Source organism: Clostridium sp. Marseille-P2415 (assembly GCF_900155545.1).
In the GTDB taxonomy this organism is placed as follows: Bacteria; Bacillota; Clostridia; order Lachnospirales; family Lachnospiraceae; genus Lacrimispora.
In genome coordinates this window covers 944987-958754 of sequence record NZ_LT732526.1, presented here as the reverse complement: position 1 = coordinate 958754, position 13768 = coordinate 944987, and the positions used below count along the sequence as shown (strand labels likewise).

At 47.2% G+C, this 13768-nt stretch carries 14 protein-coding genes; all 14 read right to left on the bottom strand.

Translation table 11 applies throughout. The features are described from left to right. Positions 1–158: 158 nt before the first annotated feature. Positions 159–1670, bottom strand: a complete 1512-nt coding sequence (abc-f, locus tag BQ9856_RS09440) for a ribosomal protection-like ABC-F family protein (protein ID WP_077610801.1) — start codon at positions 1668–1670, stop codon at positions 159–161. Positions 1671–2026: 356 nt separating this feature from the next. Further along, positions 2027–2722 carry an OmpA/MotB family protein gene (locus BQ9856_RS09435; protein WP_077610800.1) on the bottom strand — a complete coding sequence of 232 codons (696 nt, stop codon included), beginning with the start codon at positions 2720–2722 and terminating at the stop codon, positions 2027–2029. An 18-nt stretch (positions 2723–2740) separates the two neighbouring features. Next, a complete protein-coding gene (locus BQ9856_RS09430) occupies positions 2741–3547 on the bottom strand; it encodes a motility protein A (protein ID WP_077610799.1) in 807 nt (268 codons plus the stop codon). 148 nt (positions 3548–3695) lie between these two features. Further along, complete coding sequence (locus BQ9856_RS09425) at positions 3696–4940, bottom strand: glutamate-5-semialdehyde dehydrogenase (protein ID WP_077610798.1); 1245 nt, start codon at positions 4938–4940, stop codon at positions 3696–3698. Positions 4941–4980: 40 nt separating this feature from the next. Continuing rightward, positions 4981–5523, bottom strand: coding sequence for a 5-formyltetrahydrofolate cyclo-ligase (locus tag BQ9856_RS09420; protein WP_077610797.1), 543 nt, complete (start codon positions 5521–5523; stop codon positions 4981–4983). Beyond that, positions 5501–5722, bottom strand: a complete 222-nt coding sequence (locus BQ9856_RS09415) for a DUF896 domain-containing protein (protein WP_077610796.1) — start codon at positions 5720–5722, stop codon at positions 5501–5503. The genes BQ9856_RS09420 and BQ9856_RS09415 overlap by 23 nt, the downstream gene beginning before the upstream one ends. 9 nt (positions 5723–5731) lie before the next feature. Next, the gene (gene proB / locus BQ9856_RS09410) at positions 5732–6595 is read right to left on the bottom strand and encodes a glutamate 5-kinase (protein ID WP_077610795.1); all 864 of its coding nucleotides are present in this window, start codon (positions 6593–6595) and stop codon (positions 5732–5734) included. A 70-nt stretch (positions 6596–6665) separates the two neighbouring features. Next, positions 6666–8261, bottom strand: coding sequence for an NAD(P)/FAD-dependent oxidoreductase (locus tag BQ9856_RS09405; RefSeq protein WP_077610794.1), 1596 nt, complete (start codon positions 8259–8261; stop codon positions 6666–6668). Further along, entirely contained in the window at positions 8258–9478 is a 1221-nt protein-coding gene (locus BQ9856_RS09400) for an NAD(P)/FAD-dependent oxidoreductase (protein ID WP_077610791.1), read from the bottom strand. Before BQ9856_RS09400 ends, BQ9856_RS09405 begins: the two co-directional genes overlap by 4 nt. 66 nt (positions 9479–9544) lie before the next feature. Continuing rightward, complete coding sequence (locus BQ9856_RS09395; protein ID WP_077610790.1) at positions 9545–9931, bottom strand: hypothetical protein; 387 nt, start codon at positions 9929–9931, stop codon at positions 9545–9547. Between the two features lie 54 nt (positions 9932–9985). Then, on the bottom strand, positions 9986–10336 hold the full coding sequence (locus BQ9856_RS09390) for a hypothetical protein (protein WP_442855515.1): 351 nt from the start codon (positions 10334–10336) through the stop codon (positions 9986–9988). 516 nt (positions 10337–10852) lie between these two features. After that, positions 10853–12073 carry an NAD(P)/FAD-dependent oxidoreductase gene (locus tag BQ9856_RS09380; RefSeq protein WP_077610791.1) on the bottom strand — a complete coding sequence of 407 codons (1221 nt, stop codon included), beginning with the start codon at positions 12071–12073 and terminating at the stop codon, positions 10853–10855. Positions 12074–12139: 66 nt separating this feature from the next. Beyond that, entirely contained in the window at positions 12140–12526 is a 387-nt protein-coding gene (locus BQ9856_RS09375) for a hypothetical protein (RefSeq protein WP_077610790.1), read from the bottom strand. Positions 12527–12580: 54 nt separating this feature from the next. Beyond that, on the bottom strand, positions 12581–13768 hold a 1188-nt coding region (locus BQ9856_RS09370), incomplete at its 5' end, for a lipid II flippase MurJ (RefSeq protein WP_077610789.1).

Below are 13768 nucleotides of genomic sequence, written 5' to 3'. Positions count from 1 at the left end.
ACTGCTTGTGCCGGACTGAACGTTCCACTTTGTGGAGCACGCCCTAATAAAATTACTTAGGAAATGAGCTTATTAGATAAAAGAGGGTATTTCCCAAACCATGACAATTTGGGGGATACCCTCTTACACTATCCCGGCTGTGCCCGTTTGACGGAGGATCATATTTTTTGTTTTATGTGCACCATATGGGTCCCAACATGGTCGGTAAATGTTTCATCATGCTCCACAAGCAGCATGGCAGGCTGGAATTTAAGAATCAGATCCTCAATCTGGATTCTGGAATATACATCAATAAAATTAAGGGGTTCATCCCATACATAGAGATGGGCCTGCTCACAGAGACTGCGGGCAATGAGAACTTTTTTCTTCTGTCCTTCGCTGTAGGATTCCATTGGTTTTTCAAACTGTTCCCTGGAAAAATCCAGCTTACGTAAAAGCGTCTTAAACAGGGAATCCTCCACTCCGCTTATTCTGGCATATTCGGTCAGGCTGCCCTTTAAAAATGAAGTATCCTGAGATACATAGGATATTTTAAGTCCGCCGGCCATTTCCATACTTCCTTCATAGGAAATATTGGTTTTCGAAAGTTCCCCGCCGATGATCAGTTTCAGTATGCTGGATTTGCCGCATCCGTTTTTCCCCTGCAGGGATATTCTCTGTCCCTGTTCCAGGGTGAAGCTCACCGGTTCGCAGACCGGACTGTCATAGCATGGAACAACATCTTTTAATGAGAGAATCCTTACCGCATGATGCTTTAACGGATAAAGCTTCAAATTTTCTGCTTCTTCTACGTTCTTAAGCAATCCAGTCTTATCCCCAATGGCGCGTTCCTGTCTAAGCTCCAGATTCTTTCTGCGCATCTGCATCCGTCTGGACTTTTCACCGACATAAGCGCGGGTATCAATGGATTTTTCGTGAATCATGGATTTTCTTCCGATTTTGGTTGACTCCACCCGATCAGCCCATTCCCCGGATTGCCGTGCAGCCGCCTCCAAATGACGGATATCCTTTTTTAAACGTTCATTTTCGGACCGTTCGTATTGATCCAGCCTTAGCTTGTTCTCATACCAGGAGGTGAAATTCCCCTTCTGCACCTCGATATTGGTTTTATTGATGGACAGGATGTGGTCCACGGAAGCATCTAAGAATTTCCGGTCATGGGATACCAGGATAAACCCTTTTTTGCTGTTTAAATACTGGCTTACCAGCTCTCTGGCTTCCCGGTCCAAATGATTGGTAGGCTCATCAATCAGCAGAAAGCGGCCTTCTCTCAAAAATAAGGCAGCCAAAAGGACCTTGGTCCGCTCTCCACTTGATAGAGTGGAAAAGGGGCGGTACAGCACATCTTCCGAAACCTGAAGCTTGGTCAGCTCCCTTTTCAGCTCCCAGAATAAATAATCCCCAAGGAGAGAATCAAGAATTTCCTGAGTGTCCCTCTCCTGATCCGGTACAGGAAATGGAAAATAGTCGAATGCCACGCTCGAAACGATGCTTCCGGAATATTCAAATCGGTTCATCAGAAGATTTAAAAACGTAGTTTTCCCTCTTCCGTTCCTTCCTGTAAATCCCAGTCTCCAGTCTGTATCGATCTGGAAAGAAACGTGTTCAAACACCGGATCGCAGCTTCCTTCATAAGTGAATGATAAATCTGTAACCTGTATTAATGACATAGAAATTCCTCCATTCAGGCAGGAAACCTGGTTCCTGCACACAAAAAACGACTGCAAGAATCTTTTTTCTCACAGCCGCGCTGCATCAAGGCCCCATGTGGGCAGTTGTCTGCTTTATCTATGACATATGAATGGCACAAAAAAAGGCATGAGAATGAAATAATATTCTTGCAAAACAGGCATGATTAAAAAAACGGTTGTCGCCGTTCTCTTTTTCATCATGCAGTTACTTAAGCAAGAATTATTACTTCATCCTTTCACCCCTTCCCATCTAATCTGTTCGTAGCTTATCATAAATATGTAGAATTGTCAAATAATAAGCTTCAAGTTTTATCCAGGCTCCGCAGCAGCTGCCGTTAATTGGCGCTTCCGGTAATGGTGATCTCCACTCTGCGGTTTTTTGCCCTTCCATTTTCCGTATCATTTGATGCGATCGGATTATAGTGAGAATTTCCCTCAATAGACATCTTATCCGGTTCCAGCCCCATTGAGGTCATCTGATTCAGCACTGCCACTGCCCTGTCTACGGATAATTGCCAGGAATCCGCTTCATTAGCCGCATCATAATGGCCTAAATCCGCCGTATTGCCTGTGATTGTAATATGATTGATGTCACCGTATATCTCTTCAAGGCTGTTGCTGATTTCCTGTATGACCGGTTTGCTTTCCGGAATCAGGATCGCCGTATCCGGCCGGAACAGCATGGCATCTTTTAAGTGTATGGTGACGCTTGATCCGGTGGAGGATAAATCGATCATCTGATCCAGATCATGATCAGAGATATAAGTTTTCAAAGCCTGGTATACCTTGTCAAGGTTATTGGCCGAAACGGAAGCACTGCCTCCTGCATTGGTACTTGCCGCCGAACCGGTATGATTTAAGACCTGTTCCAGTCCCTGGGACATTTCCTTTACTTTCATTGCATCCACAGAACTCATGCCATACATGATGATAAACAAGGCTAAGAGCAGAGTGATCATATCCGAATAGGTAAGAAGCCACCGCTCTGAATTCTCTTTATCGCCTTCTGTTTCCATACCTCTTCTGCGCATCCTTCGTACCTCCTTAATTTAATTCTCAATTCCCTGTTTGTATCGTTTTCCCCCATCCGAAAAGGCCTGGAAGTAAAGGGCGAGCTCATTTTCAATATTTCGGGAGGTATTGCCCCTGGCAATCATGCATACGCCATCCACAATCATTTCTTTCTGAATATGCTTTCTTTTTAACTGTGTTTTTAATTTGTTGGCTATGGGTAGGTAAACGAGATTGGCGAAAGAAACACCGTAAAGGGTCGCCACGAACGCGGTACCTATGGAGCCTGCAAGTTCCGACGGATCATCAAAGCCGGAGGCAAGTACCATAATCAGTCCCATAACGGTACCGATAACCCCCATGGTAGGAGAAAATCCGGCTGCAGCATCAAATACGCTGGCTTCAATGCTTTTTTGCTGGACGTAAGCTCTGATATCGGATTCCAGGGTATACTGGATCGATTCCGGAGATTTTAATTCCTGTATCAGCACCAGACCTTCCTTGAGAAGAAGATATTCTTCCTGATCCAGTTCCGGATCCCTGCTTATTTCTTCCAGGCAAGTCACTCCATCGCTCCTGTAACGGGTCGCTATCATCGATATCTTGGCGATCATTTTTTCCATACTGGCGGAGTGGGGATGCTTAAAGCTTTTCATCATAGCCCGCATAGCCATGGCTATATCATTCAAAGAATAAGAAGCGATGACTGCGCCGACAGTCCCTCCTGCCACGATGATGAAAGGGCTTAACAAAAACAGAGACTGAATGACGCCCTTTTCCAGCACAAAACCCGCCAAAAGAGCTCCTATCCCAATAAAGATGCCAATGATAAGTGAAAAATCCATAATAATCTCCTTCGCAACCAGTAATATAATTTAGCTTGAATTCTTTTCCAGTTTACCACAAATAATGGAAATCTGACGCTAAAATATTGCTAATATTGCGGTTGGATCTTATCATGGATTTTTAAAATATACGCTGCAAAACGTCAGGCTATGGGCGCACCTGTCCGTCACCGTAAATGATATATTTGGTCGTTGTCAGTTCCTTGAGTCCCATTGGACCTCTCGCATGAAGCTTCTGGGTGCTGATACCGATTTCAGCGCCAAAGCCAAACTCATACCCATCGGTAAACCGTGTGGAAGCATTGACGTAAACGGCAGCTGAATTGATCTCATTTAAAAATTTCCGGGCATTGGAGTAATCCGAAGTAATAATGGCTTCGGAGTGCCCGGTACTGTAACGGTTGATATGGGATATGGCCTCCTTCACAGAATCCACAAGCTTTAAGGACAAAATATAATCCAGATATTCACGTCCCCAATCTTCTTCTGTTGCAGGGATAAATCCATCTTCCATGGCACAGGCATCCTCATCAGCACGGATTTCAACGGATTTAAGAGAAAGCCTTTCTTTTAAAAGAGGCAGGAACTTAAGGGCAATTTTCCGGTGGATTACCAGGGATTCACAGGCATTGCACACTCCGATCCTCTGGGTTTTCGCATTGAATATGATATTTAATGCCATCTCAAAATCAGCGGATTCGTCCACAAAAATGTGACAGTTTCCGGTACCTGTTTCAATGACCGGAATGGTACTGTTTTCCACCACGGTTTTTATTAATCCGGCGCCTCCTCTTGGAATTAAAACATCCACATAATCACGCTGGCGCATGAAATCCTTCGTCACTTCCCGGTCCGTATCGGTGATGAGCTGGAGGGCATCTTCCGGCAGGCCGGCGTTCTTTAGTCCGGTCCGGAGCCATTTTACTATGGCCATATTGGATTCCAATGCATCGCTCCCGCCTTTTAAAATAACTGCGTTCCCGGATTTAAAGCAAAGCCCAAAGGCGTCTGCCGTCACATTGGGTCTGGCTTCGTATATGATGCCCACAACTCCCAAAGGGACCCGTTTCTGTCCGATGGTAATTCCGTTGGGGCGGACCTTCATGGAAAGCACCTCTCCTACAGGATCATCCAAAGCAGCCACTGATAAAAGGCCATCCGCCATAGCTTCAATTCTTGCCGGAGTCAGTTCCAGGCGGTCGATTAATCCGGCACTCATACCGGAGGCGGTAGCTTTGATTACATCATCCTGATTTGCGGTGAGGATTTCCACCTCTCCTTCTAACAGGGCTGCTGCTGCTGCCTTTAATCCCTCATTTTTTTTTGCAGACCCCAGGATTCCTATGATTCCGGCTGTTTCTTTTGCTTTCTTTCCAATCTCTGTAATCGTCATAAAAGAGTCCTCCAATCCTTTCTTAATGCAAGATGTTTCCCTAAGGAGTGATGATCCGATCCATGCATATATCGTGAGATTCTGCAGGAACCCGGTCGAACATCTGAAAGCCATAGGCAATGGCAATGCGGAGATGATGCGGTTCCCGTTCAAAAAAACGGTCGTAGTAACCGCCTCCGTACCCGATCCGGTTCCCTGTTTTATCAAATGCAATGCCCGGAACAATAACAGGGGCTTTCAGGTCATGGATTTTTAAACAGGATGGCTTTGGTTCCATAATTCCCATAACCCCTTCTTCCAGATCTGTTTTCCCGAAAATGGCATAAAACTCCAGTTCCCTTCCTGCAACTTTTGGAACAGCTATATATTTCCCCTGTTTTAAAAGAGATTCTATAAGCTTCCAGGTACCTGCCTCATGATGAAGGGACGCATAGCAATAGACACAAAAGGCCCGGCGGATTTCCTCTAAGTTTAAAAGCTGCTCACAGATGGCTTCATTCCACCTTGTCGCTGCAGCCGCATCTAAGGCTTTCCGTTGTTCCTTTACCCATTTCCTGATTTCATTCTTCTCCGACTTTTCCATATTTTTTACCCAAGTCCGTTATAGTGCCGTCTTTTTCCTGAATTGATATGTTATTTAAATTACCTCTTAAGCTGTTCCGGATAGCCAAAATATACTCTCTGCGTAAGGCCTGCTGCTCTGCTTTTTCTTCTTCCGTAAGCCCCACGGATTTTGATTTATGATAAAGTGTATTGATTCGGTCAATCTTTTCCTGGTTCATAAGTTCTCCTTAATACTCGTGATTGATATAGTCCATCAGGTCAAAATCATGATTTGGATGGGCCAGGAACAGGGTTCCCTTTTCCTCGCCTGCCACAATCTGACAAATGACCTCTACATGATCCCCGTTGGCAATGACCATGTCAGAGCCGCTGTCCGTAGCAATCCGGGCTGCAGCCAGTTTGGCGGCCATCCCTCCGGTACCGACATCGCTTCCGGAAGTGGATTTCCCCATTTCAAGAAGCCCCGGTGTAATTTCTTTCACCAATCCGACGAACTCAGCTTTGGGATTCTGTCTGGGATCATCGGAATAAAGGCCGTCAATATCCGATAACAGAATCAGAAGATCTGCCCCGATCAACGCCGCTACAATGGCGGAAAGCCTGTCATTGTCTCCGAAATTATCGACCAGAGGAATTTCGGACGTGGATACGGTATCATTTTCATTGACAATGGGGATGGTCCCGAGCTTTAAAAGCTCATCAAATGTATTCTGGGCGTTGTAACGGCTGCTGTCATTAACCATGGTATTTTTGGTTAAAAGCACCTGTGCGGCTATTTGATTATATTCTGCAAAAAGTTTCTGGTATACCATCATAAGCCTGGCCTGGCCTACGGCGGCAAACGCCTGCTTTTCCGATATGGTCACCGGCCGGGTATGGTGCCCCAGGGCCTGGCGTCCTGCCGCGATTGCGCCGGAAGATACCAGTACCACCTCTTTCCCTTCGCCCTTTAAATCGCTGATCACCCGCACCAGTCTCTCGATCTTCATCAGATTTAAATCACCGGTATAGGTATGGGTTAAGGATGAGGAGCCAATCTTGATAACAATTCTCTTTTTATCCTTTAGTTTCTCTCGTGCCTCGACGTTCATGCTCTTTTTCATCTGCTTTCTGGAATTCTTTTTGTCTCATATCTTACATCATTTTTTAGGATCCGTCAATTTATAATGGAAGTCTTTCATATCTGGAAGCTATGGCCTCCGCCACTTTCAGGCCATCCATGGCAGCAGAAGTAATTCCTCCGGCGTATCCGGCTCCTTCTCCGCAAGGGTATATTCCTTTCAGGCTGCTTTCAAAAGCTTCATTCCTTGGTATGCGGACCGGTGACGAAGTACGGCTTTCCACACCGGCTAAAATGGCATCCGGCCTGGAAAAACCATGAATCCGGCGCTCAAAGACCTCGATCCCCTCAATGAGGGATTCCGTCAGATATCCAGGAAGTATCTCTCTTAAATTAGCGAAACCGTACTGGCCCTTAAAAGCCGGTTCCACTTCTCCAAAAGCCCTGGTCGGCTGATTTACCTTAAAATCTCCGTAGAGCTGGACCGGGATTTTTCCGTTGTTTGACAAAAAGGCCGCTTCTTCCAGTCTTCTCTGATAAGCAATGCCGGAAAGAGGGCCGGCCCCGCCAAAATCTTCCGGCGTTACCGTAACGATCAGAGCGCTGTTGGCATTTCTTCCATCCCGTTTGTGATAACTCATTCCATTAACCGCCAGCCGCCCTTCCTCTGAGGAAGCGTTGACAACGTAACCGCCGGGACACATGCAGAAGGTATATATTCCTCTTCCGTTTGTGCACTGATGAGTCAGTTTATAATCCGCTGCCCCCAGTATGGGATGATCCGGTATTCCATACTGGGAGCGGTTTATGCATTCCTGGGGATGCTGGATCCTTAAGCCTAAGGCAAAAGCCTTTGCTTCCATGGGAACGCCCCGTTTATTAAGAATCTCAAAGGTATCCCTGGCGCTGTGGCCGATTGCAAGGACCAGAATGTCTGCCGGTATCTGCTCCTTCTCTTCAACGATAACCCCGCAAAGCATGCCGTCTTTTATCATAAAATCTGTTACATGGCTGTGAAAGCGGACCTCCCCGCCAAGGCGTATGATCTCCTCTCTCATTTTTTTCACAATACCGCTTAAAACATTGGTTCCAATATGGGGCTTATTGACATAGAGAATGGACGGATCCGCGCCGAATTCCACAAAGAGTTCCAGCACCTTCCTGTTTCTCATAAGCGGGTCTTTTACAAGGGTATTTAACTTCCCGTCGGAAAAGGTTCCTGCTCCGCCCTCCCCGAACTGCACATTGCTGTCCGGCTTTAACATTCCGCCCATCCAGAATTGGTCCACGGCTTCCCTGCGCTTCTCCACCGGCTCTCCCCGTTCCAGAAGAAGAGGACAGTATCCATTCCTCGCAAGCATGATACCGCAGAAAAGGCCGGCCGGACCGGCACCGATGATGACCGGGCGGTGAGACATTTTTTCGGTTCCCGGTTTCGGAAACTGGTATTCTTTTTTCTCTGCAATCGTAACGTTCCCATTCTTCGCTTTATGTATAACAGATTCTTCTCTTGCGGTTTCTACGTCGACGCAGTAAGTGAAATGAATGTCCTCCTTTTTCCGGGCATCCACAGACTGTTTCATTATTGTGACGGATCGTATTTCCTTCACCGGAATTTTTAATGTTTTTGCTGCCTTTGCCCATAAGGCTTCTTCGGTGTGATCCACCGGCAGCTTTAATTGATTGATTCTGATCATTGTTTTCCTCTTCCTGCATAAGTACCTGCCAGTATCCCGCTGGACCAGGCCCACTGCAGGTTATAGCCTCCGCAGATGCCGTCCACATCAAGGATTTCTCCGGCCAGGTAAAGCCGATCTATAAATTCTGATTCCATGGTACAGGGATCCACCTCTCCGGTGTCAACCCCGCCGCTGCACACCTGGGCCTGGTCAAAGGAATTGGTGGCGGTTATCACGGTCTTTAACCCCTTCATGGCAGAACAAAGCTTTTTCACCTGGGCTGGTGTGATATCTCTGGTGCTGCTTATTTTTGCGATTCCGGTTTCCCCTAAGAGAACCCGGGCCAGTTTATGATTCAGAACGCCATTTAGAAACTCCTCTGCCGGCCGGTAGCCAAAGCGTCTGACTCTTTCAAAAAGAAAATCTTCTGCAGCTGTAAAGTCCATGGAAGGGAATAAATCCAGTTCCGCAGTCACAGCCTTCCCCGCCTCAATGCCTGCGGCCGCAAACCGGCTGATCTGGAAAACCGGGATCCCGGAAAGCCCGTAATCGGTAAATTGAAGTTCTCCCCGGTCCTTTGCCACTGTTTTTCCGTCTATGTTAAGCTTCACCCAGGCATCTGTCCTCACTCCTGCAGCCTGCTTGTACCATTTTTCCCTGCATTTCAGCTGTACAAGAGCGGGGAGCGGTTTTATGATATGATGGCCCAGGGCTGCTGCCAGCTTATAACCGCTTCCGTCAGAACCTGTTTTCGGTGCAGCCATGGAACCCGCCGCCAGGATTACCGAATCTGCCTTCATCTTCCCTTTTGAAGTCATTAGGGTTAAATCCTTCCTCACTTCTTCCACCTGGCAGTCACAGACAATGGAAACGCCCAGATGGTCCAGTTCAAAGAGAAGCGCTTCCACAACCGTGGCGGCCTGTCCGGAGTTCGGATAGACATACCCGCTCCGGTCCGTAAGTACAATGCCAAGGCCCCGGAAGAAATCCAGGGTCTGACCGACAGAAACGTTATTGATGACTTTTTTAATGAATTCAGGCTGACCTCCCCGGTATGCACCTTTTGGAGTCACCAGATTGGTCAGGTTGCATTTGCCGTTTCCGGTGGAAAGAAGCTTTTTCCCCGGTCTGGCCGTATGTTCTAAAATAGTAACAGAAGCTCCCGATCTGGCCGCCTGGATTCCTGCCGCCAGACCGGAAGCTCCCCCTCCTACGATAATTACCTGTCGTTTCATAGCTTCCTCCTGTATATTCAGACAGACCTATTGTATCCAGTTTGCCTCTTTTTTTCAAGTATTACTTTAACTTGTATAGGATTCCAGGTAATTAAATACCTCGATCATGGAAGAAAACCAGATGCCATCCATTAATTTTCCGCGTTCTTCTTCCGGAAAATCAGTCACCGGCATATGGGTATAGAGGCAGATGGTGGTCTTATCCTGGTAGAGGACGAGCAAGTATCCGTCCTCTGAGACAAGATAATATTTTTCTTTCCCTTTTGTATTTACGGGCTCGACCTCTTCCTGATTTATAACAATCTGCGCTTCTGTCACCGTTTCTGTTTCTATGGTCGCCCCCGGCAGGGCCTCCTCAGGCCTCACGCTGTCCTTTGTAATGGCAAAGCCTATTCCCAGGCAGATGGCGGATGCCGCTACGAACAAAAGAAAGCAGAACATATACTTCTTCATGAGATGATACCTCCTTCAAGTAAGTATAGTATCTGCTTTCTTCTTCCATTTTAATCACAATAGATGGAATTTTCTTGCAATGCGCACCAGTTTCTTCCCTCCAGGTACGCTTAAAAGCTCCAATTCATCCACACAGTGCAGTTTTAAGAGGAGAATTCCATAGACGGCTACCGCTACTGCCATGGCCGCCAGAACACCAAGCAAGTTGCGCTTTAAGGTTAAGTGCACCAGGAAATAGGCACCGTAAGCAGCCGCTCCCATAATCCCGGAGGCAAGAGTGGGCAGAATAAATGTCTTTTTCATTTCCTGCCTGTAGTTTAAAAACCGGCTGATCGCAGCCCCGTTTAGCAGGCACATGGTAAGTGCGAACAGGATATTTGAGTACACGACACTGTAAATTCCCATCTTAAATCCAAAGAGCATGGCAAACAGGATTCCCACATGGATGATGAGGGAAATGACCGCATTCTTAANTGCTGTCCGGCTTTAACATTCCGCCCATCCAGAATTGGTCCACGGCTTCCCTGCGCTTCTCCACCGGCTCTCCCCGTTCCAGAAGAAGAGGACAGTATCCATTCCTCGCAAGCATGATACCGCAGAAAAGGCCGGCCGGACCGGCACCGATGATGACCGGGCGGTGAGACATTTTTTCGGTTCCCGGTTTCGGAAACTGGTATTCTTTTTTCTCTGCAATCGTAACGTTCCCATTCTTCGCTTTATGTATAACAGATTCTTCTCTTGCGGTTTCTACGTCGACGCAGTAAGTGAAATGAATGTCCTCCTTTTTCCGGGCATCCACAGACTGTTTCATTATTGTGACGGATCGTATTTCCTTCACCGGAATTTTTAATGTTTTTGCTGCCTTTGCCCATAAGGCTTCTTCGGTGTGATCCACCGGCAGCTTTAATTGATTGATTCTGATCATTGTTTTCCTCTTCCTGCATAAGTACCTGCCAGTATCCCGCTGGACCAGGCCCACTGCAGGTTATAGCCTCCGCAGATGCCGTCCACATCAAGGATTTCTCCGGCCAGGTAAAGCCGATCTATAAATTCTGATTCCATGGTACAGGGATCCACCTCTCCGGTGTCAACCCCGCCGCTGCACACCTGGGCCTGGTCAAAGGAATTGGTGGCGGTTATCACGGTCTTTAACCCCTTCATGGCAGAACAAAGCTTTTTCACCTGGGCTGGTGTGATATCTCTGGTGCTGCTTATTTTTGCGATTCCGGTTTCCCCTAAGAGAACCCGGGCCAGTTTATGATTCAGAACGCCATTTAGAAACTCCTCTGCCGGCCGGTAGCCAAAGCGTCTGACTCTTTCAAAAAGAAAATCTTCTGCAGCTGTAAAGTCCATGGAAGGGAATAAATCCAGTTCCGCAGTCACAGCCTTCCCCGCCTCAATGCCTGCGGCCGCAAACCGGCTGATCTGGAAAACCGGGATCCCGGAAAGCCCGTAATCGGTAAATTGAAGTTCTCCCCGGTCCTTTGCCACTGTTTTTCCGTCTATGTTAAGCTTCACCCAGGCATCTGTCCTCACTCCTGCAGCCTGCTTGTACCATTTTTCCCTGCATTTCAGCTGTACAAGAGCGGGGAGCGGTTTTATGATATGATGGCCCAGGGCTGCTGCCAGCTTATAACCGCTTCCGTCAGAACCTGTTTTCGGTGCAGCCATGGAACCCGCCGCCAGGATTACCGAATCTGCCTTCATCTTCCCTTTTGAAGTCATTAGGGTTAAATCCTTCCTCACTTCTTCCACCTGGCAGTCACAGACAATGGAAACGCCCAGATGGTCCAGTTCAAAGAGAAGCGCTTCCACAACCGTGGCGGCCTGTCCGGAGTTCGGATAGACATACCCGCTCCGGTCCGTAAGTACAATGCCAAGGCCCCGGAAGAAATCCAGGGTCTGACCGACAGAAACGTTATTGATGACTTTTTTAATGAATTCAGGCTGACCTCCCCGGTATGCACCTTTTGGAGTCACCAGATTGGTCAGGTTGCATTTGCCGTTTCCGGTGGAAAGAAGCTTTTTCCCCGGTCTGGCCGTATGTTCTAAAATAGTAACAGAAGCTCCCGATCTGGCCGCCTGGATTCCTGCCGCCAGACCGGAAGCTCCCCCTCCTACGATAATTACCTGTCGTTTCATAGCTTCCTCCTGTATATTCAGACAGACCTATTGTATCCAGTTTGCCTCTTTTTTTCAAGTATTACTTTAACTTGTATAGGATTCCAGGTAATTAAATACCTCGATCATGGAAGAAAACCAGATGCCATCCATTAATTTTCCGCGTTCTTCTTCCGGAAAATCAGTCACCGGCATATGGGTATAGAGGCAGATGGTGGTCTTATCCTGGTAGAGGACGAGCAAGTATCCGTCCTCTGAGACAAGATAATATTTTTCTTTCCCTTTTGTATTTACGGGCTCGACCTCTTCCTGATTTATAACAATCTGCGCTTCTGTCACCGTTTCTGTTTCTATGGTCGCCCCCGGCAGGGCCTCCTCAGGCCTCACGCTGTCCTTTGTAATGGCAAAGCCTATTCCCAGGCAGATGGCGGATGCCGCTACGAACAAAAGAAAGCAGAACATATACTTCTTCATGAGATGATACCTCCTTCAAGTAAGTATAGTATCTGCTTTCTTCTTCCATTTTAATCACAATAGATGGAATTTTCTTGCAATGCGCACCAGTTTCTTCCCTCCAGGTACGCTTAAAAGCTCCAATTCATCCACACAGTGCAGTTTTAAGAGGAGAATTCCATAGACGGCTACCGCTACTGCCATGGCCGCCAGAACACCAAGCAAGTTGCGCTTTAAGGTTAAGTGCACCAGGAAATAGGCACCGTAAGCAGCCGCTCCCATAATCCCGGAGGCAAGAGTGGGCAGAATAAATGTCTTTTTCATTTCCTGCCTGTAGTTTAAAAACCGGCTGATCGCAGCCCCGTTTAGCAGGCACATGGTAAGTGCGAACAGGATATTTGAGTACACGACACTGTAAATTCCCATCTTAAATCCAAAGAGCATGGCAAACAGGATTCCCACATGGATGATGAGGGAAATGACCGCATTCTTAAGAGGAGTCTGCATGCGGTTGATACCCTGAAGCACTGCATTGGTAACCGTAGAAAGGGAGAAGAATACCACAGCTACGGAACCATACATCATCATCTTTATTAGCTCTGAGTTGTTATTCCGGCTGAATAACAGATTGCAGATGGGGCCTGCCAGCACGGTCAGACCCACAGTGGCAGGTATGGCAATGATCATGGAAAACCGTATTACAAGGGAAATTTTACTTGTTACCTGTCCTTTATTCCGTTCTGCGACTGCTCTTGACAGAGAAGGAATCAGGGCGGAAGACAGAGAATTTGCTATTGCCACCGGAATGTTGAAAAGCAGGTGGTACTTCCCGGAATAAACGCCCCAGTTGGAAGCGATCTCAGATGCTCCCATGCCCAGAGAGGCCATACCGTTTCCGTAAATGCTGTTATCAAGCACAGTACTGATATTATAAGCCACACTGCTTAAAACAATGGGAAGGACCGTTATTACCAGAACGCCGGACAGCTCTCCATAGGATTCCCTGCGCCTGCTCCTGTCTCTTCTTGCCTGTCTTTTCATGACCGGGCGGTAATTGAGTAAAATAAACATGAGAAATAACAAGGCAGCCAATGCGCCTGCCCCGGTTCCTATGGTTCCGCCCGCCGCACCAAAAGCAAAGGAATATTCCGTTGATCCATAAACCAGATTGGAATGAAGCCCCGCCTCAAAAAGCCTGGAAGCAGCATAAATGCTGATGACCGCATTGACGATTTGTTCAAAAATCTGGGATATGGCGGTAGG

What these genes read in the sequence shown, in the direction of transcription:
- abc-f (WP_077610801.1), bottom strand. Translation starts at nt 1,670, where the DNA reads ATGTCATTAATACAGGTTACAGATTTATCATTCACTTATGAAGGAAGC.
- BQ9856_RS09435 (WP_077610800.1), bottom strand. Translation starts at nt 2,722, where the DNA reads ATGCGCAGAAGAGGTATGGAAACAGAAGGCGATAAAGAGAATTCAGAG.
- BQ9856_RS09430 (WP_077610799.1), bottom strand. Translation starts at nt 3,547, where the DNA reads ATGGATTTTTCACTTATCATTGGCATCTTTATTGGGATAGGAGCTCTT.
- BQ9856_RS09425 (WP_077610798.1), bottom strand. Translation starts at nt 4,940, where the DNA reads ATGACGATTACAGAGATTGGAAAGAAAGCAAAAGAAACAGCCGGAATC.
- BQ9856_RS09420 (WP_077610797.1), bottom strand. Translation starts at nt 5,523, where the DNA reads ATGGAAAAGTCGGAGAAGAATGAAATCAGGAAATGGGTAAAGGAACAA.
- BQ9856_RS09415 (WP_077610796.1), bottom strand. Translation starts at nt 5,722, where the DNA reads ATGAACCAGGAAAAGATTGACCGAATCAATACACTTTATCATAAATCA.
- proB (WP_077610795.1), bottom strand. Translation starts at nt 6,595, where the DNA reads ATGAACGTCGAGGCACGAGAGAAACTAAAGGATAAAAAGAGAATTGTT.
- BQ9856_RS09405 (WP_077610794.1), bottom strand. Translation starts at nt 8,261, where the DNA reads ATGATCAGAATCAATCAATTAAAGCTGCCGGTGGATCACACCGAAGAA.
- BQ9856_RS09400 (WP_077610791.1), bottom strand. Translation starts at nt 9,478, where the DNA reads ATGAAACGACAGGTAATTATCGTAGGAGGGGGAGCTTCCGGTCTGGCG.
- BQ9856_RS09395 (WP_077610790.1), bottom strand. Translation starts at nt 9,931, where the DNA reads ATGAAGAAGTATATGTTCTGCTTTCTTTTGTTCGTAGCGGCATCCGCC.
- BQ9856_RS09390 (WP_442855515.1), bottom strand. Translation starts at nt 10,336, where the DNA reads ATGGGAATTTACAGTGTCGTGTACTCAAATATCCTGTTCGCACTTACC.
- BQ9856_RS09380 (WP_077610791.1), bottom strand. Translation starts at nt 12,073, where the DNA reads ATGAAACGACAGGTAATTATCGTAGGAGGGGGAGCTTCCGGTCTGGCG.
- BQ9856_RS09375 (WP_077610790.1), bottom strand. Translation starts at nt 12,526, where the DNA reads ATGAAGAAGTATATGTTCTGCTTTCTTTTGTTCGTAGCGGCATCCGCC.